The 22296-nt window shown below is 53.0% G+C and carries 21 protein-coding genes; 7 read left to right on the top strand and 14 right to left on the bottom strand.

All coding sequences use genetic code 11. The features are described from left to right. Nucleotides 1-113 precede the first annotated feature (113 nt). Nucleotides 114-485: a VOC family protein gene (locus tag ABLU80_RS02595; RefSeq protein WP_015366948.1), complete on the top strand. Its 372-nt coding sequence runs from the start codon at nucleotides 114-116 to the stop codon at nucleotides 483-485. Nucleotides 486-492: 7 nt separating this feature from the next. Here ABLU80_RS02595 and ABLU80_RS02590 read toward each other — a convergent pair whose 3' ends face one another. From ABLU80_RS02590 to ABLU80_RS02575, 4 genes are all read right to left on the bottom strand, one after another. Beyond that, nucleotides 493-1563 carry an ABC transporter ATP-binding protein gene (locus ABLU80_RS02590; RefSeq protein ID WP_271031843.1) on the bottom strand — a complete coding sequence of 357 codons (1071 nt, stop codon included), beginning with the start codon at nucleotides 1561-1563 and terminating at the stop codon, nucleotides 493-495. Continuing rightward, a complete protein-coding gene (locus ABLU80_RS02585) occupies nucleotides 1556-3325 on the bottom strand; it encodes an iron ABC transporter permease (RefSeq protein ID WP_348849664.1) in 1770 nt (589 codons plus the stop codon). The genes ABLU80_RS02590 and ABLU80_RS02585 overlap by 8 nt, the downstream gene beginning before the upstream one ends. Before the next feature lie 125 nt (nucleotides 3326-3450). After that, nucleotides 3451-4539: an ABC transporter substrate-binding protein gene (locus ABLU80_RS02580; protein WP_015366951.1), complete on the bottom strand. Its 1089-nt coding sequence runs from the start codon at nucleotides 4537-4539 to the stop codon at nucleotides 3451-3453. A 311-nt stretch (nucleotides 4540-4850) separates the two neighbouring features. Further along, nucleotides 4851-5009, bottom strand: a complete 159-nt coding sequence (locus ABLU80_RS02575) for a hypothetical protein (RefSeq protein ID WP_155960689.1) — start codon at nucleotides 5007-5009, stop codon at nucleotides 4851-4853. Nucleotides 5010-5023: 14 nt separating this feature from the next. Here ABLU80_RS02575 and ABLU80_RS02570 point away from each other — a divergent pair, with 14 nt between their 5' ends. Continuing rightward, nucleotides 5024-6115, top strand: coding sequence for a malate/lactate/ureidoglycolate dehydrogenase (locus ABLU80_RS02570; protein WP_032711485.1), 1092 nt, complete (start codon nucleotides 5024-5026; stop codon nucleotides 6113-6115). A gap of 244 nt (nucleotides 6116-6359) precedes the next feature. Next, on the top strand, nucleotides 6360-8510 hold the full coding sequence (gene fdhF, locus ABLU80_RS02565; RefSeq protein WP_348849663.1) for a formate dehydrogenase subunit alpha: 2151 nt from the start codon (nucleotides 6360-6362) through the stop codon (nucleotides 8508-8510). Nucleotides 8511-8729: 219 nt separating this feature from the next. On the opposite strand, the gene ABLU80_RS02560 is transcribed toward fdhF, so the two are convergent. Beyond that, entirely contained in the window at nucleotides 8730-9737 is a 1008-nt protein-coding gene (locus ABLU80_RS02560; RefSeq protein WP_080959039.1) for an AraC family transcriptional regulator, read from the bottom strand. A 279-nt stretch (nucleotides 9738-10016) separates the two neighbouring features. Between ABLU80_RS02560 and ABLU80_RS02555 the strand changes: the two genes are divergently transcribed. Further along, the gene (locus tag ABLU80_RS02555) at nucleotides 10017-11618 is read left to right on the top strand and encodes an aldehyde dehydrogenase family protein (RefSeq protein WP_047079724.1); all 1602 of its coding nucleotides are present in this window, start codon (nucleotides 10017-10019) and stop codon (nucleotides 11616-11618) included. Nucleotides 11619-11986: 368 nt separating this feature from the next. Then, complete coding sequence (locus ABLU80_RS02550; RefSeq protein ID WP_045412741.1) at nucleotides 11987-12430, top strand: acetyltransferase; 444 nt, start codon at nucleotides 11987-11989, stop codon at nucleotides 12428-12430. 18 nt (nucleotides 12431-12448) lie between these two features. On the opposite strand, the gene ABLU80_RS02545 is transcribed toward ABLU80_RS02550, so the two are convergent. From ABLU80_RS02545 to ABLU80_RS02535, 3 genes are all read right to left on the bottom strand, one after another. Further along, nucleotides 12449-13033, bottom strand: a complete 585-nt coding sequence (locus ABLU80_RS02545; protein WP_045366990.1) for a helix-turn-helix transcriptional regulator — start codon at nucleotides 13031-13033, stop codon at nucleotides 12449-12451. 323 nt (nucleotides 13034-13356) lie between these two features. After that, entirely contained in the window at nucleotides 13357-13977 is a 621-nt protein-coding gene (locus ABLU80_RS02540; protein WP_072001148.1) for a histidine phosphatase family protein, read from the bottom strand. 252 nt (nucleotides 13978-14229) lie between these two features. Next, nucleotides 14230-14778, bottom strand: a complete 549-nt coding sequence (locus ABLU80_RS02535) for a GNAT family N-acetyltransferase (protein WP_015705173.1) — start codon at nucleotides 14776-14778, stop codon at nucleotides 14230-14232. 338 nt (nucleotides 14779-15116) lie between these two features. Between ABLU80_RS02535 and ABLU80_RS02530 the strand changes: the two genes are divergently transcribed. After that, on the top strand, nucleotides 15117-15473 hold the full coding sequence (locus ABLU80_RS02530) for an ASCH domain-containing protein (RefSeq protein ID WP_161798772.1): 357 nt from the start codon (nucleotides 15117-15119) through the stop codon (nucleotides 15471-15473). 163 nt (nucleotides 15474-15636) lie between these two features. Here ABLU80_RS02530 and ABLU80_RS02525 read toward each other — a convergent pair whose 3' ends face one another. The 6 genes from ABLU80_RS02525 to ABLU80_RS02500 all read right to left on the bottom strand — a co-directional run bounded on the left by ABLU80_RS02525 (nucleotide 15637) and on the right by ABLU80_RS02500 (nucleotide 21080). Then, nucleotides 15637-16116 (bottom strand): hypothetical protein, encoded by a 480-nt coding sequence (locus ABLU80_RS02525; RefSeq protein WP_285177075.1) that lies wholly within the window; start codon nucleotides 16114-16116, stop codon nucleotides 15637-15639. 266 nt (nucleotides 16117-16382) lie between these two features. Then, nucleotides 16383-17027 carry a leucine efflux protein LeuE gene (gene leuE / locus ABLU80_RS02520; RefSeq protein ID WP_015366971.1) on the bottom strand — a complete coding sequence of 215 codons (645 nt, stop codon included), beginning with the start codon at nucleotides 17025-17027 and terminating at the stop codon, nucleotides 16383-16385. A 126-nt stretch (nucleotides 17028-17153) separates the two neighbouring features. Next, nucleotides 17154-17693, bottom strand: a complete 540-nt coding sequence (locus ABLU80_RS02515) for a GNAT family N-acetyltransferase (RefSeq protein ID WP_086630971.1) — start codon at nucleotides 17691-17693, stop codon at nucleotides 17154-17156. 257 nt (nucleotides 17694-17950) lie between these two features. Further along, nucleotides 17951-18604, bottom strand: a complete 654-nt coding sequence (locus ABLU80_RS02510) for a LysE family translocator (protein ID WP_015705166.1) — start codon at nucleotides 18602-18604, stop codon at nucleotides 17951-17953. A gap of 204 nt (nucleotides 18605-18808) precedes the next feature. Then, nucleotides 18809-19837, bottom strand: a complete 1029-nt coding sequence (locus ABLU80_RS02505; protein ID WP_045366974.1) for an alpha/beta hydrolase — start codon at nucleotides 19835-19837, stop codon at nucleotides 18809-18811. Between the two features lie 13 nt (nucleotides 19838-19850). Next, entirely contained in the window at nucleotides 19851-21080 is a 1230-nt protein-coding gene (locus ABLU80_RS02500) for an MFS transporter (protein ID WP_045366972.1), read from the bottom strand. Between the two features lie 295 nt (nucleotides 21081-21375). Between ABLU80_RS02500 and ABLU80_RS02495 the strand changes: the two genes are divergently transcribed. Further along, nucleotides 21376-22275, top strand: coding sequence for a LysR family transcriptional regulator (locus tag ABLU80_RS02495; RefSeq protein ID WP_047040954.1), 900 nt, complete (start codon nucleotides 21376-21378; stop codon nucleotides 22273-22275). Nucleotides 22276-22296 lie beyond the last annotated feature (21 nt).

Here is a 22296-nt window from a genome sequence, read left to right as displayed (position 1 = left end):
TTCGAGCTGTTAAATTAGTTAATCACCGTTGTTAATTAAATCAGTATCTGTGCCCTTCTCATTTTAACGACACGGTGATGTCGTACAGATATTCCCAACCACAAGGAGAATTTATGTTCGATCATGTCAAATTTGGCGTCAGTGATTATGCCGCGAGCAAGGCATTCTTTTTACAGGCGCTGGCGCCGCTCGGCGTAACGCTGGCGGGCGAAGGCGAGCCGGCTTACGGCGCGGAGCTAGCCGGGGCGAATGATGCCTCTTTATGCCTCTATCAAAGCGAAGATAAACCCGCGCCGCTGCATATCGCCTTTTGCGCCGAGAGCCGCGAGCAGGTTGACGCCTTCTGGCACGCGGCGCTGGCCGCCGGAGGCAAGGATAACGGCGCGCCAGGGCTGCGGCCTAATTACCACGCCAATTACTACGCCGCCTTTGTCATTGCGCCAGATGGACACAATATCGAAGCGGTGTGTCATCTGGCGCCCTGAGCAAAGTTTATCGCTGCGGAAAAATCCACACATCATCCGCGGGCAGCGTCAAGTGACAATGTTCGGCGTCACGTAGGGCCGTGCCGTAGGCGCGGATGGCAAAGTCATCGCCCTCGGTGCGGAACAGATATTCCCACCGATCGCCGAGGTACATGCTGGTCAGCAGCGGAAGTTCCAGGCTGTTATCCTGCGGCGAGCAGTCAAGGCGCAGCCGTTCGACGCGGATCACCGCCGTCGCCGGCTGACCGACGCTGACCCCCTCGCCCGCGCGGCCCCATAGCGCCCAGCTGGCGCCTTCAACCCGCGCGCGTCCGTTCTCCAGGGCCGTCACCTTACCGTGCAGGCGGTTATTGCTGCCCATAAACTCGGCGGCGAACAGGGTGGCCGGATTGCCGTACATCTCCTGCGGCGTCCCCTGCTGTTCAATCACGCCGTTGTTAAGCAGCAAAATGCGATCGGAGATCGCCATCGCTTCATTCTGATCGTGGGTGACCATCAGCGCCGACAGGCCTAGCTTGATAATGAGCTCGCGCAGGAATACCCGCGCCTCTTCGCGCAGCTTGGCATCGAGGTTGGATAGCGGCTCATCCAGCAGAATAACCGGCGGGTTATAGACCAGCGCCCGCCCTATGGCCACGCGCTGCTGCTGGCCGCCGGAAAGCTGGTGCGGGTGCCGGTTGCCCAGATGTCCCAGACCTAGCTGATCGAGTACGCTCTGCACCCGCTGTTTAATCTCGCCGCTGGCCACCTTACGCAGTTTCAGCGGATAGGCCACGTTGTCGAATACCGTTTTATGCGGCCACAGGGCGTAGGACTGGAACACCAGCCCGAGATTACGCTCTTCTGCCGGGATTTCGCTACGCGGACTGCCGTCATAAACCACGTTATTGCCGATGGTGATCCGCCCGGCGGTCGGTTTCTCCAGCCCGGCAACCGCGCGCAGCAGCGTGGTTTTCCCGCTGCCTGAAGGGCCGAGCAGCGACACCACCTCCCCGCGTTTGAGCTCCATCGACACCCCTTTCAGCACCGGGTTGTCGCCATAGGTCAGATGCAGATTGTCTACCGATAACTCAATCATGTAATTTCACTCCAAAGCGCAGGGCGATACCCAGACCGACTACCACCAGCAGAATATTGATAAACGATAGCGCCGCGACGATATCAATGGCGCCCGCCGCCCACAGAGAGACCAGCATCGACCCGATCGTTTCGGTGCCTGGCGACAACAAATAAACGCCGGTTGAATATTCGCGTTCAAAGATCAGGAACATCAGCAGCCAGGAGCCGATAAGCCCGTAGCGCGCCAGCGGAACGGTGACGTGGCGGGTGATTTGCCCGCGAGAGGCGCCGGTGCTGCGCGCGGCCTCCTCCAGCTCCGGCGCCACCTGCAGGAGCGTTGATGAAATAAGGCGCAGGCCGTAGGCCATCCACACCACTGTATAGGCCAACCAGACGCTGAATATGGTGTTGCGCAGCGCGCGCAGTTGCACGATAAGGTGTTCGCGCAGCCAGTCGGCGACCGGCAGCGCCGAGAGCCAGCCGTTTTTCAATGACTGATCGAGCCACATCGGCACAAACAGAAACACCCACAGAAACGCCAGACCGGCCAACAGGCCCGGCACAGCGCGCGGTACCAGCACGCTGTAGTCGAGAAAGCGCGTCACGTTATCCGGTTTACGGTGCATGGCGATACCGACAAACAGATAGCACACCACCGCCAACGCGCCGCCGATAATCCCGATCGCCATCGAGTTGACGATCGCCCGCAGCAGATTCGGCTGCTGCCAGATGTTGCGGAAAGTCGCCAGCGACAGCTCATCCCATAACGAAACGCCAACGCCCCAATTGGAAATAAAGGCCCGTAGCGCCACACCCAGTAGCGGGACGCCGATGGTTACCGTCAGCCACGCCACCACGACCGCGCCAGCGACCCAACGCCATTTCCCCAGCGGCAAGGCGCGCGCCTGCGACGCTTTACCTTTCATGGTCACGAAGCGATTGGCGGTACGCATCAACCGGCGCTGCAACATCACCAGCGGAATGGTAATGCAGATTAATACCACCGCGACCGCCGCCATCAGATGGTAAGAAGGCGTTCCCAGTTTATTAGTCAACTTATAGAGATAGGTCGCCAGTACCATGTTGCCTTCCGGATCGCCGAGCACCAGCATCAGGCCAAAGACCTCAAGGCCGAGGAAGAACAGCAGCACGCAGGCGTAGAGAATGGACGGCCGTACCATCGGCAGGCTCACCGAGGTCATCACCTGCAGCGGCGTGGCGCCGACGGTACGCGCCGCCTCTTCCACGTCCGAACCGACGCTGCGCAGCGCCGAGGAGATATAAAGATAGGCATGCGGGACGTGCGTTAAACCGGCGATTACCACGATGCTGAACATCGAGTAGATATTCCAGGGCACAAAACCAATCCACGCCAGCGCCCACTGCGACAGGAAACCGACCGGCCCGGCAGCCACCACGTAACCAAAGCCCAGCACCATCGGCGAGACGAAAATCGGCACCAGGATCAGCGGCTCAATAAAGCGCCTGCCGGGTAAATCGGTACGTACCATTAAAAAGGCCAGAATGCCGCCCAGCGGAATCGCGATAATGACCAGACCAAAAGCGAGGATAAATCCAGAGCGTAAGGCCAGGTAAAAATCCGGGTCGGTAAAAATAAAACCGAAGGCTTCGAGGCTCCACTCTTTCGAGCGGGCAAAAAATGGTGCGGAAAGAAAACTTTGCGCCACGATAAATAATAGCGGAACGTAAATTACCAGTGCCGCTATCAATACCACCATGCCACGCGGTAGCCCTTGCCACTTTCTGCGTAAAATGTTCATCTTTAATTCCCCTGGCAAAGTGCAGAGATAAATTATCAAGAAGAGATAATGAGTACTTATTTACTGAATACTGATACGATCATTCCCCCGGATACATTCCAGGGGAAGTTTCACAGGTAATTACTTTATTTCGCAGCAGCGGCGCGCCATTGCTTAATAAATTCCAGACGCTGTTTGGGTTGCAGATATTGCAGCAGGCTTTCATCCACCGGAATCGGCTTCAGCGCATTGCCCAGTAATTTCGTCATCCCGTCGATATCATTTTTACCTTCAATGTCGTTGCGAATTGACGGGATATCGCCCTGAGAGGCAAGAATCGTTTGCCCTTTTTCCGACAGTACATAGTCGAACCACAGTTTCGCCGCATTAGGATGCCCTGCTTCCGCGGTGATAAATGAGACGCGGGACAGCACCAGCACGTAGTCTTTCGGATAGGCGATGCCTAATGACGGGTCGGTTTTAGCGCGCGCTTCGGCATAGGATCCCAGAATGTTATAGCCGATCAGGTTTTCACCGGAGGAGACGCGCTCCATCATGGTGCCGGTAGAGGACTGCACCGTCAGGCCGCCTTTGGCGATATTCGCCAGGTCGGCAAAGTAATTGCCGTCAGCCTTGCTATCCTGCACCGCCAGCATAAAACCAAGCCCCGATTTCTCGATATCGTAGGTGGTGACTTTGCCTTTAAATTTATCAGCCTGCCCGGCGATAAGCTTGGCCAATGCGGTATGTGAATCCGGTACTTCATTTTGTGGGATCAGCCGTTTGTTATAGATAAAGACCACCGGCTCATAGGTTGTGCCATAGGCTTTTTGCTGCCAGACCGCCCATTTCGGCAGCTTGCCGACTTCTGGTGAAGCATACTCTTGCGCATAATCGGTGGCTAATTTCAGCGCCGTGTCCATAGAAGAGCTCCACACCACGTCGCCGCTCCCGCCGCCGGCAGCTTGTTCACTAATATAACGGTTGTACAGTTCGGTGCTGTTCATATCGTTATATTCAACTTTAATCCCAGGATATTGCGCTTCAAAGCCTTTAATTAACGGCCCTGCCGCTTTGGTGTCCGTTGTGGAATAAACCACGACTTTGCCCTCTTTCACCCCGGCATCAACGACTTTTTGATAATCTGCCGGGTAGCCCTGCGGCACCTCCGCCAGCACGGAGTACGAGAAGACTGTCGTCAGTGAAACCACTAAACCGCCGATTTTCTTATACATAAAATCAACCCTTAAGCATCAATAATTAAACACAAATTTAACATATAGTGCTACAACCCCCTCTGCAACGCTGGGGGGAGGGTTTTTATGGCTTTTGTGACAGTGGTGTAGTTTAAAAAGTGGTGTTTATGGAGTTTATTCAGCGAATAGAGAAAACAGCGAGCGAGGTCACAGATTAATGCTGCAGCGTCACGAAGCGATTACCGCCAATGGCAAAGCCTTTATTTGCATTTCTTCAGGACCATTCGAATAAAGAAAAACAGGCGCAGTGTCATTACGAGGATGGAGTAATAAATGTACCTTTTACATATTCACCTAATATTACATTCAAAACCATTTTGCCGGGCGGTTTCGTCAAAATGAGCCATGCCAATAATCTCCCTATTCAGTGAGAGATATTTATCGCCTTGATCTTCTGCGCCTTGCGGCGCAGCATGGAACGGCAAACGCAACAAAACAACAACATACATCGAGGAGACTATCCGTGCCTACAGGACATCGCTTTCGCCCCACGGAGCTACACCACTTCGTCACCACTCTGTTCACGCAGCTGGGCAGTACACCAACCGAAGCCGCGCTGGTCGCAGACCACCTGATCGCTGCCAACCTTGCCGGACACGATTCGCACGGCGTCGGCATGATCCCGAGTTACGTAAAATCCCATAGCGAAGGATTTTTGCAGCTTAACCGTCACGCCAGCGTGATGAAAGACGCCGGCGCCGTCGTCACCCTTGACGGTAACGCCGGCTTCGGTCAGGTCGTTGCCCATGAAGCCATGCAGTTGGGGATTGAAAAAGCCAAACAGCACGGCCTCGCCGCGGTAGCGCTGCGCAATGCTCACCATATTGGGCGCATCGGTTACTGGGCGGAACAGTGTGCGGCCCAGGGGTTAATATCCATTCATTTCGTCAGCGTCGTCGGCGATCCGATGGTGGCGCCATTTCGTGGCAAAGATAGCCGCTTCGGCACTAACCCGCTCTGCGTGGTCTTCCCGCGTGAAGGCCACCCGCCGCTGCTGCTCGATTACGCCACCAGCGCCATCGCTTTTGGCAAAACCCGCGTCGCATGGCATAAAGGTGAAGCGGTGCCCGCCGGCTCATTGATTGACTCTCGCGGCGAGCCGACCACCGATCCGGCGGTGATGCAGACCTCGCCGCTTGGCGCCCTGCTCACCTTTGCCCAACATAAAGGCTATGCTCTGGCGACGCTGTGCGAGGTACTCGGCGGCGCGGTCTCGGGCGGGCAAACAACCCACCAGGACAGCCTGCAGGGCTGCGTCGACGCCATCTTCAACTGCATGACCACCATTATCCTTAGCCCCGAAGCCTTCGATGCGCCGCAGATGCAGCGCGAAACCGAGGCCTTTATCGACTGGTGTAAACAGTCGCCGCACGATGCCGATACGCCTATTCTGGCGCCGGGTGAGTGGGAAGCGGCCAATCGTCAGCAGCGGCTGGCAAACGGTATTCCGCTCGATGCCAGTAGCTGGCAGGCGATCTGCGCCGCCGCGCGGCAGGCCGGGATGTCGCAGGAGACGTTGAACCAACTGCAGCAGAACATGGAAGTCAACACTTAACCTCAATCCCCGCGGGGCGATCGTCAGCCACGGCGTCCCGCGTCATCGTCACTTATGACGACGTCCGTGATTTTCCCGCGTCTTCATCACCTTCATCCCGCGTCATCAGCGCTATCTTCACTTTGGCACGCATTATGCAATCGATTTGCATCGCACGACGATCGACGTCGCGCGTTTGCTGACGGTAGCCTGCCGGGCCCGGCGCGCTATCGCCCTATCTTCACTGTTAACAGGTCTGTTACTGATGAATAAAATTACCAGCGTGTGCCCCTATTGCGGGGCGGGTTGTAAACTCAAATTGGTTGTCGAAAATGATAAAATCATTCGCGCCGAGGCCGCCGACGGCGTCACCAATCAAAACCAGCTATGTCTGAAAGGCTACTACGGCTGGGATTTCCTCAATGACACGCAGCTTCTCACACCTCGCCTCAAGCAGCCGATGATTCGTTATCAGAAAGGCGGCCCATTCACCCCGGTCAGTTGGGAAGAAGCGATTCGCTACACCGCCGCTAAGCTCCGCGAGATCAAGGCCAAATATGGCCCGCGCGCCATCATGACCACCGGATCGTCCCGCGGCACAGGGAATGAAACTAATTACGTGATGCAGAAATTCGCCCGTGCGGTACTCAATACCAATAACGTCGACTGCTGCGCCCGCGTTTGCCACGGGCCGTCGGTCGCCGGGCTGCAGGCTTCGCTCGGCAATGGCGCGATGAGCAACTCGATAAGCGATATTGAGAACTCAAAATGTCTGCTGGTCTTTGGCTATAACTGCGCCGATTCTCACCCTATCGTGGCGCGAAGGGTACTGAGAGCCCGCGACAACGGCGCGAAAATCATCGTCTGCGATCCGCGGCGCATTGAAACCGCCCGCATCGCCGACCAGCATCTGCAGCTCAACAACGGCAGCAATATGGCGCTGGTCAACGCCTTCGCCTATGTCCTGCTGGAAGAAGATCTCTACAATCACGATTACGTTGAGCGTTATACCGAAGGGCTGGAGGCCTATCGTGAGGCGGTGAAAGACTACTCTCCCGAAGCCGTGGAAGCACTGGTCGGCGTCCCGGCGCTGGCCATTCGCCGAGCGATGCGCACCTTCGCCGCCGCCCCTTCCGCCACCATTATGTGGGGAATGGGCGTAACCCAGTTCGGCCAGGCGGTTGATGTCGTCCGCGGTCTCGCCAGTCTCACGCTGCTGACCGGCAACCTCGGGCGGGCTAACGTCGGCGTCGGCCCGGTCCGTGGACAAAATAACGTCCAGGGCGCCTGCGATATGGGGGTGTTACCCAACCAGTTCCCGGGCTATCAGGACGTCACCGACGCCGCGGTGCGAGCCAAATTCGCCAATGCCTGGGGCATCGATCCGGCGCTGATGGATACGCAAATCGGCACCCGTATCACCGAAGTCCCGCATAAAGCGCTGGCGGGAGAAATCAAAGCCTACTACATCATGGGAGAGGATCCGCTGCAAACCGAGGCCGATCTGGGTCTGGTACGCAAAGGGATGGAAGCGCTGGATTTCGTGGTGGTGCAGGATATTTTTATGACCAAAACGGCGGAAGTGGCTGACGTGCTGCTGCCGGCGACGTCCTGGGGCGAGCACGGCGGCGTCTTTACCTGCGCCGACCGCGGCTTCCAGCGTTTCGAACAGGCTATTCCGCCCACAGGTAACGTGAAACGCGATTGGGAAATTATCAGCCTGCTGGCCAGCGAGATGGGCTATCCGATGCATTACGCCAGTAACCAGCAAATCTGGGATGAAATGCGCGAACTCTGTCCGCTGTTCTACGGCGTAACCTGGGAGAAAATGGGCGATATGGGCCACGTGCAGTGGCCGTGCCCAACGCTCGATCACCCCGGTACGCCATGGTTGTATCAGGATAATCACTTTGATACTCCATCGGGCAAAGGGCAACTGTTCGCCGCGCCGTGGCGCGCGCCGGCGGAAACGCCGGACGATGATTTCCCGCTGGTGCTCTGCACGGTGCGCGAAGTCGGCCATTACTCCTGCCGTTCAATGACCGGCAACTGCGCGGCGCTGCAGTCGCTGGCGGACGAACCTGGCCGGATCCAGATGCACCCTGCCGATGCAGAGCGGGCGGGTATCGCCGATCGTCAGCTGGTATGGGTGAGTTCGCGGCGCGGCAAAGTGATGACTCGCGCCGATCTCAGCGAGCGAATCAACCCCGGCGCGGTGTATATGACCTACCAGTGGTGGGTCGGCGCCTGTAACGAGCTGACCCAGGATAATCTGGATCCTATCTCGAAAACCCCGGAAACAAAGTACTGCGCGGTGAAGGTAGAGGCTATTGCCGACCAGGACTGGGCGGAACGGTACGCGTGGACGACCTATAGCCTGATGAAGGCGCGGTTAAAGGCGGCGGCTAACGCCTGAGGGTGAATTCAGGGAGAGGCTTAGCTTCTCCCTGGAATCTGACGTTGTCCGGATTGACATAAAAATAGGTCTTCTTTGGCAGGCCTGCTTTATGAAAATCTGTTGTCCCGTTCAGGGATCTGCCAGCAGGGACTGAAGTATAAAGCCGCCCACCCGTCCTGTGACGCCGGCAAACAGGGCTTTCTCCTGTTCGGTAAGTTTAGACATGGTGTGTTTTCCTCAATTCAAGCGCATGGCATGACGGACGCTGTCAGGTGTTTTTCCAGTCCACCCCTGGAATGCGCGATAAAAGGAATTGGGATCTTCGAATCCAAGGAGGAAAGCGATCTCTGCGCCGGACATCGTGGTATTTGCCAGGTAGTGTCGGGCAAGGCTCTCCCGCACCATATTGACCAGGGCGCGAAAGTTTTCCCCCTCCTCCTCAAGCCGACGTTGAAGCGTACGCTTACTCAAGCCCAGTCGTTCCGCGGCCTTCTCAATGGTAGCCGCGTTACCAGGCAACAGCTCCAGTAAGACAGCACGCACGCGTTCCGCCGTCGACGCCGTCGAATCAAGTTCACTGAGCCGTCGGCGAAGATCGGGTTCGAACGCGTGAAACATGCTTTCGTTGACCGTCAGGAATGGACGCAAAGCATCCACAGCGGCGAAAGCGATTGCTGGATACTCTCCCTTTTGCACAGGTACGCCGAAGAAATTCTCGTAACGCCGGAGATAACGACTGGACGGAAGTTGCGGCAGGATAACGCGATGCGCCTTAATGTGCTCACGGGTAGCCAGTCTGGCTAGTCGCACGAAAAACGCAATCTCGGCCACTTGCAGCGAGTAAGGTACCTCGGTTTGTATCGACAACCAGCGAGGCGTCACGACCAGCTCGCCTGCGTCACCCGTATTGACTTCCAGGCTCATGGGCGCCACCAGTTGCTTGTATTTGGCGAGGCGCTGCAAAGCCTGTACCAGATTCGCGCTGCACAGGGCAGCGAACAGTGGTGGGTTGAAAGAATCAGCCGAGAGAGTCTCGACGAGGCGTAAGGGAAACATGGCATCACTTGCCTCAGCCTCTAAAGCGCGCCAGAAACGAAAATAGTCTTCGCCAGAAAGCCCCTGTCTTGTACGGGAGAGTAAATCGTCTGGAAGGCCGGCCCGACGTAATACATGGCCAGGCTGAACACCTAAGTCCTTCAGTATTGCCAGCCAGCCAATATCCATGGGAAAAGTTTTGTTTTGCACCTTCAGAACTCCGTCACTATTGCTCATTCAACCGACGCTCAGAGTATAGAGCAGTCGTGCGCTTAACCCCCGTCAAACCGCGCCACAATGACTGCACGTTGCGCCAATCTGTAACATCCGCGACTCAACTCCCTGTGCTGGCATCTCTCGCATTAAAATTGGCGCGGATTGCCAGAGCGTTGTCGTGGCTTGCTTCCTATAGTGAGATGTAAACATCACACCAGCCAGGACACGTTCCACCTGTCCTGGCGGTCCAATCTGAACAATAGAGAAATTCCCATGAATGCTACCGAAGCTATCGACCAACTGGATCCCCAAAAATGGACCACAACATCTCCCGCAGAACGTTTGCGTCTGCTGGAGGAAGTCCGTGCAAACCTGAAGAAGTACGGTGATGACCTCGCCTTCGCCGACAGCAAGATGAAGAACGGCATCCTCGGTGCGCCTCTTTTTTCATACCCAATGTCTAAGGTTGCTACCGTCGTTCCTATGGCGAGTACCGTCTCGGCAGCCATCATCCTTTATGAATCCATTCTCGACGGCAAGATGCCACAGCCGCTGAGTGTGGAAAAAGTGAGTGAGGATCTCTACGACATTTATGTCTTTCCGCAGGAGCGGAAGGACAAGTTGATGTACGCGGATCAGAAGAGTCGCATCCGTGTGAAAGGCGCACCGAAACAAATCAATCCGATGGAAAAGCCCGCGGGTATTATTGCCGTGCTGGGTGCCGGTAACTACAGCTCAGCGCTCGAGGTGTTGAAAGCGATCTTCTTCGAGAACTGTGCGGTCGTACACAAACCGCATCACCTGAACGAAGAAACCGACAGGATTTGGGCAAAGATCATGCAGCCGCTGATTGATCGGCGCGTTCTGAGCTTCTGCGATGCCGATCGGGGACATGATCTGACAGTAGACCCCCGCCTCTCGAGGATCTACTTTACTGGTGGAACCGCGACGGCCGAGGCTATCATGTCAGCGACAGAGACGCCGCTGATCTCCGAATGCGGCGGTAATAACCCATGCATCATCGTGCCGGGCGACCGGCCATGGACAAAGAAGGAAATTGAGCACCAGGCAGTGCAGATAGCCACCATGGCAAAGTTCAATGGTGGCGCGAACTGCGGTCGTCCCCAAACACTGGTGACAAGCAAGCACTGGCCGCAGCGCAAGGAATTCCTCGACGCGCTGCGGGTCGCTATCTCGGAGACTACTCCGGCCATGGGTATGTACTACCCTGGCGCCGACAAGGTCGTGGATGGTTTTCGACAGGCCTATCCCGATGCGGAAGTACTGAGCCCCGAGGGCGGCAAGTATCCGCATACCGATGTCATATTACTCACAGACGTTGAGCCCGGTGGCTACGCCACTTCACATGAAGCGTTCAGCCTGGTGCTCGCTGAAGTGCCGCTTGACCTGCCAGCCAATGCCGCGCACTTTCTCCCCGGCGCCGTCAAGTTCGCCAACACCCAGCTCCTGGGCACGCTCGCCAGTGCGATACTTATCGATGAGGACACCAGAAAGGCCCATCAGAAATTACTTGAGCAGGCGGTGTCTGACCTGGAATATGGTGCGGTCGCCATCAACAGCATGCCGTCCTTCATTTTTCTCAACCCCTATCTGACCTGGGGTGGAAATGAGGCAGGCAAGACGTTCGTTTCTGGTCGCGGCAACTTTGGCAACCTACTCAATTACGAGAACGTTGAGAAATCGATCATGGAGACAAAGTTTATGTCACCAGGGCACATGCTCTACACCAACAAGCGAGCGTTCGACAATATGGCTGGAAACATGGCGAATTTCGCAGTCGAGCCTACCTGGATGAACCTGACCTGTCTGATGGGGGACGCCATCCGCGATAGCTTCCGTAAAAAAGATTTCTGAGTCAGTAGAACGCATCGGCCTGAAAGGCATTATCCATTGCCCCTTACTCGACTATCTTCTAGCGAGTCTGCTTCGTAGCCTGAGCAGTGAATGTGACCTTGAGGACATGCATAGGGTGAGCTCCACAACAATAAATCGGAACTCATCGCGGCTTTCCACAATAAATCGTGGTGCTCGAACGGCTTGTACGCCAGTTCGAGCGCTATCAGGCCAGCACCGGTCGTGGCATTCTGCACCTGAAAGTGAGGCTAGCAACAATAGACATGGCGACATCATCACTATTGTGAATTTAATTACACCATAGTAAATTAATGGGATTATTTTTGTAGGTAATTACCCAAAAACATGTCCATTTTAAGGAAAAAAAGATGATAAAAATCAGAATGTCACGACCTTCTGAAGCGGAAGACATCATCCAAATTTGGAAAAGTTCTGTCGATGCTACGCATGATTTTCTGACAGCTCACGACCGGCAAGAGATCGAAAAAGAGGTGGTCGGCTTTTTTTCAGAAACCCCTGTATGGGTAGCGACAAATGATGAAGACCAGCCACTCGGATTTATGTTCTTACATGATGGTCATCTGGAGGCCCTGTTCGTAGATGCTACTGCTCGCGGGCTTGGCGTCGGAAAACAGTTGATATCCCATGCCCTTGCTCTTCATCCTGATTTAAGCGTCGACGTCAATGAACAAAACCAACAGGCTGTCGGGTTTTATCACCATATGGGCTTTCAGGTTTCAGGGCGCTCCGGGCAGGATAGTCAGGGAAGACCTTATCCCCTGCTGCACCTGCGTAAAGGGCATGGCGTCTAACCGTTTGCCAGGGAAATATCATCTGTTTTTTTGGCTAAACGCAACGATATATGTACAGCTCTGTTCGCTATCCGGGTTGGTCATTTGGCACTCGCCTGCAAAGGTAAGAGCAAGACAGTCACCCGCTTGCAAATGATGAGTCTGATGATTGATCCTAAAATCAAGGTTGCCGCTCAGCATCCAAAGTGTTTGCCCGCAAAGATGCTCAATAGCGGAAGCGGGGATCGTCAGTTGCCCCAGTGCAGGGATTTCAACTTTTATCAGTTCCGGACTGGCGCCCGCCGGGGACAATGTCCAACGAATAATGCCTGATTGTTCATCTGTCCAATGCTGCTGCTGGTGAGCGAAGCGAACCAGCGAATTCTGATGTTCCTCAAGCTCGGCGAAAAGTTTTGATAGCGTAATATTCATGGCGTTGGCTAACCGACTTAGGATAGTTGCACTGGGACTGGAGACGCCTCGTTCAATCTTACTAATCATCGCCTGGCTGACGCCTGAGCGTTGAGCAAGTTCCGTTACCGTCCAGTTACGAGCTTTCCTGTGCTTTAGTAATAACTGTGCAATGTCGCTATCTACTATCTGATTTTTCTCTGTTTTATCCATTTCACCCTCACTTTCGCCAGCCTGATTATGCCATTACCTAAATTAGGCTGGAATCATTGATTGTGTCAGTGTGAAAAAGTCAGGTTTCAATGGATGGACAATTATCTTTAGCACCCACGTCATCAGAAGAGCATGAGTTTGCGATGCACACTCCCGGCACAACGCGGATAAGTTAATCCGAGTTCTTCGTTTCATAGCAACGTCCCCCCCTTGATTAAGGATAGCGTTGCATCGACCCGTTGAACTCACAGCGAGGAGTGAACATTGTGCTTAAATAATGATGACTCTGGCAGGATGGGTTTTCAATGCCTGGAAGGTAGCCACTAATTCAGGTGACGTAAATGTGTAGCAATCCCCCACTTTAGGCCAATACATTTTCCATTAATCAGGTCGATAACAGAATAACTTGCATTGGGATGAGCATAGCGAGGGAAACTATCGACAGTCCCTTCTTTAAGAATTGCCAGAGTGCCCTGACTGACATGCCCGTGAGACACAATACATATTGTTTGTTGATGTGATGAGGTATCTTCCAGGTTTTGTAAAAAACGCATAACTCGCTGAGAAGCATGCGCCAGTGACTCCCCCCCTGGTGGACAATACTCTGCATCAAGCCTGAATAATGCATTTGCATAGTTTGGATGTTTTTGTCTGAGTAGTTCTAACGGCATACCTTCAAACTGACCAAAGGCCTGCTCTTTAAGGGCCGGTTCAGCCGTCAGTGAACAATGAAAGTGTTCAGCCAGGCTTTGCCCCATTTGCCAGGCACGCCCAAGCGGAGAAGCGTAAACACGCTCTATTTGATACTCACTTGCACTAAACGCTGCTAGTAGAACGGATGTTTCACGCAAACCCCGACAGGTCAAGGAGCTATCGCTGTGCCCCTGAATAATTCCTTCCCAATTCCACTCTGTTTCTGCGTGTCGAACAAGTATCAATTTCATCGTTAGCTGGCCATGCTCGTTGTTGATCAAAATGTCCCAACTGCGCGATGTCAAACACACACCGTTGAAGCAGCGGAAGGCTTTCCTGTTGTGGAAATAATGAACAAGTGTAGCTTATTGCCGTTATGCAGCGGCTCTGAGTGTGGGGCGCTGAATTTTATCCGTAGTTAACTTCCGCTTTTGGCACGGAGCGGACGTGTTAACGAAGCTGAAGGTCCGCTGGGAGCGCTTAGCGGACATGCCATCAGCTTATCAGCCACCTTTACGAGCATTCCATTCATCACGTGTGATTTCCCATAGCTCGGAATCCAGCAGACCGCTAACATATGCTTTCTTTTCAGTCCTAATGAGCCGCATGCCACTGCTTTGTGAGATACGTTTGGAGCGGTTATTGAGAGCCGCTTTCGGCGCACGCAATATAGTCTTATTTAAGGAATTGAACCAATAATCTGTAGCTGCGTTACAGGCCTCACGCATAAAACCTTTGCCCTGATGCTCCGGTGCTAACCAAAATCCTCGGTTGTTATCCTCAACATCATAAAGACAGATTAAACCTACCATGTTGTCAGGTGTTTCACGATGCCTAATAGTCCAGATCCAAGCGATTCCATTTGCTATATCAGGCAAGGCAACGTTATTGACATAATTCTCGGCGCCATTATCCGGATAGGGCCACGGTACTGATGAGACCATGTACCGAACAATCTCCCAGCGAGGATAAAGTATCTGAATTTGTGAGGCATCTTCTGAGGATAATGGTTTTAACAGTAAGCGTTCTGTATAGAGAATAGGTATTGGCATCAGCACTTTTCCTTCCTGAACTTAGTGTCTATTACTGTTTAAGCCATTAAATAGCTATCTCAATGTATCTTGATATACAGAAAATATCTATACAATAGGAGGCGCGGTTAACAAGCAGTCAGGGGCAGTTTTTGGCACTGCGCGGATGAACCAACTGAGTTTAAGCTCCAGTCTGAGCGAAGAGCAAACCACACTATCTGAGGTAACGTATTACTGTTAATGGTGACCCCATTAACGCTAATATTATTATTACTTTTTTCATCAACGGTTAGGCAGATACATTAATGGTTAAGCTTAGGGAAATAGAAATGAAATATCCAGGCGCAGGGGCCTGGCAAATGGGAGACAGTCCAGAACTGGCAAGCGAGCTTGCTAACCTTATTAAAAAAGGAATCAAAACGGCCTCTTGTGGATCTTTTGCCTCTTACCAACAGGAAGAATCTGCTCCGAGGATTGGCAGCTATAACATAATTCTTGATGGACAGAATGTCCCGGTATGCGTGATCCGGCTGGTTTCGCTACAATTGGTGCGTTTTTGCGATATTAATGAGGAGTTCGCTCGCAAAGAGGGTGAAGGCGATTTAAGTCTTGAATACTGGAAGAAAGAGCATCAGCGATTTTTCATCCGTGAAGGTCATTTTTCTGAGGATATGGAGTTGATCGCAGAAGAATTCGAAGTGGTTGAGGTGCTGTAATCGGAGATAAAATTGCTGATGTTTATCTATCACCCTTTTCATAAACGTCCGCTCCTGGCACAGAGCGGAAGGGCTAACGGCCCGCCGTCAGTAAGTAACGGATGTTTGCAAGCACTCTTACTGCTGACAATGATCGCAGCCAAGATAAGATAAGGGGTGTCACTCAATCTATCCAAGGTACAGGTTCACCAATATAAGTGTGTGTGCAGCAACGGCAAGTCACCTTAACATCATTTCTCGTAATCGAAGGGTTTACCTGTTGCAGAACTCCATTCTCATCAACAAACAAACCCGGGTAAAAACTGCTTTCGCCAATGCAGACTAAATCCCTTCGCTGATGCTCATGTAGCGCGACCAACCAGAATACCGGCTCGGTGGTATCAAGACGTCCACATACTTCACTGAATATTTCATTCCACGGTTTGCCAATCTGTTTGATCAGAAAATAAAACAATGGTGCGTAGTCTCGGCCACGCTTCTGTCTACCATGCATTGTCTCGCGCTTTACCAGTAGCTCATCTCCGACTTTTTTGCGATTGCGTTCCCACCGATACTCAGCACCTGGATTATTAGAATGATGCAGCGTCGTTGTGTTGACGCTGCGATATAGTTTACGGGACTTATTCTGTTGATGAATACGCATAGCTCGATCTCGTGCATCCTTTCATTTGTGGGTCAGTAGCCCCTTTTGAACCTGGATTCAATAGTGTGTGGTTGTATAAAAAACGGTCATACTTAAAGGCTGTCTCATTCTGCTCAAATATCGTCCTACTGACAACTACCAAAGGGCCGCTCCTGGCACTAAGCGGACCGCCTGAAGCATTGCGAGGTTTGCTGTGAGCAAACAGCGGTCGGCCCATCCAGCGTAGGAACGTAAAAAAACCGCGGTGAGGCGGTTTAGCTGTCTAGTTAGGAAGTTGCGCTTGCGAGTCGTGCGGCAAATCCGATGAAGAACATACCCACCAGCGCGTTTCCAATGGTTGATAATCTACGGTTGCCTTTCAAACGGCTTAGCAGATAAGAGCCGCAGAAAACAAGGAAACCGAAATAGACAAGAGTAATCGCGAACATTACCGCAGCAAGAATGATAAACGCCATCCAGGAATGTTCAGCCTGAACATTGATGAACTGGGCGAAGAAAGAGATATAGAACAGCAGTGTCTTTGGATTCAGTAGCGTAACCAGCATTCCACGCCCGATAATCCCCTTAGCATCAGCTGAAGATTTCTTTTCCTCACTCGTTTCGACAGTGGGCTTAAAGATAGCGCGTATCGTCTGGACACCGAGATAGAAAAGATAGGCAGCACCTGCGTATTTGATGGCGTTAAATAAGGCTGGAGTTGAGCTTATGACTGCGGCCAGCCCACACCATGCCAGCAGAACCAGAAGTACGTCACTCATCAGAATGGAAAATATTGCAGCAAAGCCTTGTTTGACGCCGCTCGTAATGCTTGTTTTGATCACGAACATGGTCTCAGGGCCAGGAGCAAGCACTATCAGTGTCGCACCAAGCAGATACGTCCAGAAATTCACGATACCAAAATCAGCAAACATTTTTACTCCAGTTCTCTCGTTTTTATCGAGGCTATTCTAACGTAACCAGCGTTAATGAAAACATAACGGCTGCTTTCTACTCAGCCAATTTCCACTTTTGGCATAGCGCTGACGAGCAAATGTTTATTAAGACTGAATAGCGAATTTCGGACGGATTAACAGGCGTACATTTTTATTACGGTATGTAACATGGCTCTGGTATTGAAAACCAAATCGCTCAGCTAAATAATTTGAACGTTGGTTTTCTTGCGCAATAATACAGCATACCGGGGAGGTAAATGTCTGGTCTGCCCAACCTAAAATCGCTGCCAATGCTTCATTGGCGTAACCCTTGCCGCGCATTTCAGCGATGATTGTCCATCCCGCTTCTGGATATTTTAATGTTGGCTCAATATTGCGATGCGCATCCTGAAACCCAAACGCGCCAATATAAAGATGGGTTGCTTTTTCAAAAACAGCCCAGTATCCATAACCTAAAGCTTGCCAGTGACCTATGTAACGTAACAAACGAGCCCATACTGCTTCTGCCGTGGGAACTTCTCCGCCATTTATCTTAACCATTTCTGGATCAGCCCAGCATGCCTGAAGAGCAGAAAAATCCTCTAACGTGAAATGTTTTAGAATTAAGCGCTCAGTCTCTAGCTGAGGTGCCTGCTGCAAAATCATTATATCCCCTTGAATAGTCAGGTTACATAGTCTGGTTTATTAGTATAAATTGCAGCCAGCCTATAGCATTAACATAAAATCAACAATGTCTTCTTCCCACAATAAATCATTTGTACACATCACTAACGGCAATCGATCAATAAAAATGATGCTCCAGAACTAAATTGTCCGCTCCTGGTACAAAGCGAACCAACCAACTGAATTTAAAATCCTGTCTGAGCGAGAAGCGGACACAGGATTTACCGGTTCTGTATAACCTAACGGATAGATTTTGATACTATGCCGGACCCGCTAAACAACATGCGGATACCCAGGCCAATCATGACAACACCTGTAAATCGTTCCTGCCATTTGATAACGCCTGGGTGTTTACCTAGCCAGTTACCAAATGTGCCTGATGCCATCGCGACTGACCCCAGAGACACGATTCCTGCCAGCTTTTGGATACTGCCAAGGACAAGCAATTGCAGCCAAACTGGACCCGCTGCGGGATCAACAAATTGAGGAAGAAAAGCAAACATGAACAGCAGGGATTTTGGGTTAGTCAGGCTGTTCAGAGCGCCTTCCTTAACGGCATTCCAGTCAGAAATTTTTGCCGTTTTTCGCAGCCGCGTATCAGTACCTGAAGTCGCAATCATTTTTATGCCCAGCCACATCAGATAAGCCGCACCGATCCACCGTAACAGATCCAGCGCAACCGGCCAGGCATGAACAACGGTTACCAGCCCGAGGACAAGAAAAGAAACTTGCACAAAACCTGCTACAAATACATTGCCCAGGACCGTAAGCAGCGCAATACGTCTTCCCTGACCGACACCTCTGGCGATAGTCAGCATCATGTCTGGCCCAGGAGAAATCTCCAGCAGCGTCAGCGCGAGAAGGAAAGTTATAAACGTTTCGATGGAAGGCATCGTGATTGAGTCCAGAAAAATATTTCCGCTACGTTACCTCAGTCCGATTCATGCCGAAAGCGGAATATATTGCAGCGTCCGCCTTTGGCACTACACAGACATTTCAACTCTCAGTGATGCGGCAGCATTTTGTCCTTTTGATCAAATTACGCCCCACTACCGACCCGAAGGCCGGTAGCTGTTGATACAACCCATTACCACGCGTTATTTGAGATTCTTGCGGAAAAAGTCCGTCAGCTTGTCGAAGGGGATCACGTCCGTGCGGTCATACAGATCGACGTGCCCAGCCCCCGGAACGACATACAGCTCTTTAGGCTGACCGGCGCGCTTAAAGGCGTCCTCGCTGAACTCTTTTGAATGGGCCTGGTCACCGGTAATAAAGAGCATCGGACGCGGCGAAATGGTTTCAATATCATTGAACGGGTAGAAGTTCATAAACTTACCGATACTGCTCAGCATCGGTTTTGTCGTCAGTTCCTCTTTCTCGCCCTGCGGGGTATAACCGCCGCGTTCGGTACGGTAGAAATCAAAGAACTCGCGCTGAATTTCCGGCGTGGAAGCGTCCAGCTTATTCACCGTGCCCGGAATGTATGCTTTCTCTCCTCCTTTGAACTCGGCAAACCGCTGCTCAATGGCCGACTGGATAAAGGCCTTACGCTGTTCCAGCGTTTGGGAGTGGTTAAGGCCGTTACGGAACGCGGAGCCCATGTCATACATGCTGACGGTGGCGATAGCTTTCATACGCGGGTCAATTTTCGCGGCGCTGATGACAAAACTTCCGCTGCCGCAGATGCCCAGCACGCCGATATTTTCTGGATCAATAAACGATTGTGTACTGAGGTAATCCACCGCCGCGCTGAAATCATCCGCGTAGATTTCTGGTGAAATCAGGTGCCCCGGCTTGCCTTCGCTTTCCCCCCAGAACGAGAGATCGATCGCCAGCGTAACAAACCCCTGCTCCGCCAGCTTCTGCGCATACAGGTTTGCACTTTGTTCCTTGACCGCGCCCATTGGATGACCAACGACGATCGCCGGGTTTTTGGCCTTCTGATTTATCGTTTTCGGGATAAACAGATTGCCGACCACGTTCATTTGATACTGATTTTTAAAGGTGACTTTCTGCTGCGTCACTTTTTCGCTTTTATAAAAGTTATCAGCGCCTCTGGACATATCCGCCGCCGAGGCGGCAAATGCGCTAATGAACATTCCCAGGGCTAACGCAAATTTATTCATGATAGTTTCCTTGTCAGGACGAGTGTGATGAAAGACCCTCGGCAGACGCGTCTGCACGTGAGGTCAGGAAAATCAGTACGGTTGCGATAATCAACATCGCGGCGCTAGCCAGAAAGGTGCTCTGGTAGCCATGATGGTCGAACAGCACGCCCCCCACGGTGGATCCCAGCGCAATGGACAATTGCACCATCGCCACCATCAGCCCGCCGCCCGCTTCGGCATTCTGCGGGAACGTGCGTGGAACCCATGCCCACCATCCCACGGGCGCGGCGGTTGAAATAAACCCCCACAGCCCGAGCAAGGCCGTCACGATGGCCGCCTGGCTGCCAAACGCGATCAGGGTCAGCGCGACGATCGCCATCAGCACAGGAATAGCCATTAGCGTCGGGTAGAATCCGCGCTTCAGTACCCGGCCAATCAGCGTGGTGCCGATGAAACCCGCGCTCCCGATGACCAGCAGGATGAGAGTCACCGCTGAGGCGTCCACCTTCGTGACCGTCTCAAGGAAAGGCCGGATATAGGTAAAGAGCGTGAACTGCCCCATAAAGAAGATCCCCACCCCCAGCATGCCCAGCATGACCACCCGACGGCGTAACAGTATGAAGACGTTGCCGGCCCCCGCTGGCTGGCGGGTAACCGGCATCGAGGGCAGGCTGAGTAGTTGCCAGATAAACGCGACGATGGCGACGGGTAACAGGCAGAAAAAGGCTCCCCGCCAGCCGATGACGGAACCCAGCCAGCTGCCCAGAGGCGCGGCCACAACGGTTGCCAGCGCATTGCCGCTGTTAAAAATGGCCAGGGCCAGCGGAACACGGTGCACCGGCACCAGACGCATCGCTGTCGCCGCCGACATCGACCAGAACCCGCCGACCACGATGCCAATCAGGGCCCGGCCGGTCATATAGGTCAGGTAATTAGGTGCCATCGCAATGACGCCCCCCGAAAGTGCCATGATGCACGTCAGGCCAAGCAGCAGGTTTTTCCGGTTAAGCGTGCCTGCCAGTCGGGAAATAAACAGGCTGGTCACCACCGCAAACGCGCCGGAAATAGCGATCCCCTGCCCGGCCATGCCTTCGGTGACGTTTAGGGACTGCGCCATCGATGTCAGAAGGCTGACCGGCATAAACTCGGAGGCGATCAGGGCGAAGACGCACAGCGTCATAGCAAACACGCCGCCCCAGTGCGCCTGTTGTTTTTCACTTGCTCCGTTCTGGTTTTTGGTTTCAGTTTTCTGATTACGCATTTAGCCTTTCTTTTCTGTTGATAATGCGATGCCCTTCCCCTTCTGAAACGGCGACGTGGGGGATAAGCGCGTGAGTTAAAGAGAACGATGGATATGGAAGGCGCGACGGCTCAATCCGCAGCCCTGAGCCCGGCAGAGAGGAGCATCAGCGGTGTCGTTTTACGGTGTGCATTTTCCATCTCGTTTAGCGTTGACTTTTTCATCGCATTATTGTTACCAATAGGCAGCGGTGAAACTAGCTAATGAATGCTTAATAGCTTTATAAGTAAAATTTATAAATAGCCCGGAAACCAATATGGCAAGACGCAACCTCAACGATTTACTCTCTTTCGTCACCGTGGCGCGGGAAGGCAGCTTCACGCGTGCCGCCGCGCAGCTTGGCGTGACCCAGCCTGCGCTGAGCCAGGCGATTTCCGGGCTGGAAGAGCGAATGCAAATCCGCCTGCTGACGCGGACCACCCGCAGTGTGTCCCCGACGGCGGCCGGGGAACGCCTGTTGCAATCGGTGGGCCATCGTATTGATGAGATAGAGGCTGAGCTGGACATGCTGACTGAACTGCGGGACAAGCCTGCAGGAATCGTCCGCATCACCTGCGGGCCGAACGTGCTGAAAACGACCCTGCTACCCAAGCTGGCGCCGCTGCTCCGCGAATATCCGGATATTCATATTGAGTTCGATGCTAATCACGGATTCCGGGACATCGTGGCGGATCGGTTTGATGCGGGCGTGCGACTTGGCGATACGATTGATAAAGATATGATAGCGATGCCAATCGGCCCGAAACTGCGCATGGCAGCAGCCGCTTCGCCAGATTATTTCGCACGATACCCGGTGCCGAAAACGCCTCATGATCTGACGCAGCATCAGTGTATTAATATGCGCATGGTTCGCTCCGGCGGGATTTATGTCTGGGAATTCGATCGCGAGGGAGGAGAGTTGAAGGTCCGGGTTAATGGACAGTTGACGTTTAACACGTCGGATCATGTTGTCGACGCCGCCCTGGCAGGGTTAGGCATCGCCTTTTTACCTGAAGAGGAATTCGGCCCACACATCAGAGAAGGTCGTCTCGTACGCGTGCTTGAGTCCTGGTGTCATCCTTTTCCGGGCTACTATCTTTATTATCCCAGCCGCAAACAGCCTTCCCCAGCCTTCTCACTCGTTGTTGATGCGCTGCGCATGAACGGGAAACTTTAGGTTTAAGATTTTTTCGCTGTA

The organism is Klebsiella sp. CN_Kp104 (assembly GCF_040064515.1).
GTDB classification, from domain to species: domain Bacteria; phylum Pseudomonadota; class Gammaproteobacteria; order Enterobacterales; family Enterobacteriaceae; genus Klebsiella; species Klebsiella aerogenes.
Note: the sequence above shows the minus strand (reverse complement) of the source record. Positions and strands in the feature narration are given on the sequence as shown.

Excerpts from the sequence above, each read along its gene's own strand:
- ABLU80_RS02595 (WP_015366948.1), top strand. The coding sequence starts at position 114 with ATGTTCGATCATGTCAAATTTGGCGTCAGTGATTATGCCGCGAGCAAG.
- ABLU80_RS02590 (WP_271031843.1), bottom strand. The coding sequence starts at position 1,563 with ATGATTGAGTTATCGGTAGACAATCTGCATCTGACCTATGGCGACAAC.
- ABLU80_RS02585 (WP_348849664.1), bottom strand. The coding sequence starts at position 3,325 with ATGAACATTTTACGCAGAAAGTGGCAAGGGCTACCGCGTGGCATGGTG.
- ABLU80_RS02580 (WP_015366951.1), bottom strand. The coding sequence starts at position 4,539 with ATGTATAAGAAAATCGGCGGTTTAGTGGTTTCACTGACGACAGTCTTC.
- ABLU80_RS02575 (WP_155960689.1), bottom strand. The coding sequence starts at position 5,009 with ATGTATGTTGTTGTTTTGTTGCGTTTGCCGTTCCATGCTGCGCCGCAA.
- fdhF (WP_348849663.1), top strand. The coding sequence starts at position 6,360 with ATGAATAAAATTACCAGCGTGTGCCCCTATTGCGGGGCGGGTTGTAAA.
- ABLU80_RS02555 (WP_047079724.1), top strand. The coding sequence starts at position 10,017 with ATGAATGCTACCGAAGCTATCGACCAACTGGATCCCCAAAAATGGACC.
- ABLU80_RS02550 (WP_045412741.1), top strand. The coding sequence starts at position 11,987 with ATGATAAAAATCAGAATGTCACGACCTTCTGAAGCGGAAGACATCATC.
- ABLU80_RS02545 (WP_045366990.1), bottom strand. The coding sequence starts at position 13,033 with ATGGATAAAACAGAGAAAAATCAGATAGTAGATAGCGACATTGCACAG.
- ABLU80_RS02540 (WP_072001148.1), bottom strand. The coding sequence starts at position 13,977 with ATGAAATTGATACTTGTTCGACACGCAGAAACAGAGTGGAATTGGGAA.
- ABLU80_RS02535 (WP_015705173.1), bottom strand. The coding sequence starts at position 14,778 with ATGCCAATACCTATTCTCTATACAGAACGCTTACTGTTAAAACCATTA.
- ABLU80_RS02530 (WP_161798772.1), top strand. The coding sequence starts at position 15,117 with ATGGGAGACAGTCCAGAACTGGCAAGCGAGCTTGCTAACCTTATTAAA.
- ABLU80_RS02525 (WP_285177075.1), bottom strand. The coding sequence starts at position 16,116 with ATGCGTATTCATCAACAGAATAAGTCCCGTAAACTATATCGCAGCGTC.
- leuE (WP_015366971.1), bottom strand. The coding sequence starts at position 17,027 with ATGTTTGCTGATTTTGGTATCGTGAATTTCTGGACGTATCTGCTTGGT.
- ABLU80_RS02515 (WP_086630971.1), bottom strand. The coding sequence starts at position 17,693 with ATGATTTTGCAGCAGGCACCTCAGCTAGAGACTGAGCGCTTAATTCTA.
- ABLU80_RS02510 (WP_015705166.1), bottom strand. The coding sequence starts at position 18,604 with ATGCCTTCCATCGAAACGTTTATAACTTTCCTTCTCGCGCTGACGCTG.
- ABLU80_RS02505 (WP_045366974.1), bottom strand. The coding sequence starts at position 19,837 with ATGAATAAATTTGCGTTAGCCCTGGGAATGTTCATTAGCGCATTTGCC.
- ABLU80_RS02500 (WP_045366972.1), bottom strand. The coding sequence starts at position 21,080 with ATGCGTAATCAGAAAACTGAAACCAAAAACCAGAACGGAGCAAGTGAA.
- ABLU80_RS02495 (WP_047040954.1), top strand. The coding sequence starts at position 21,376 with ATGGCAAGACGCAACCTCAACGATTTACTCTCTTTCGTCACCGTGGCG.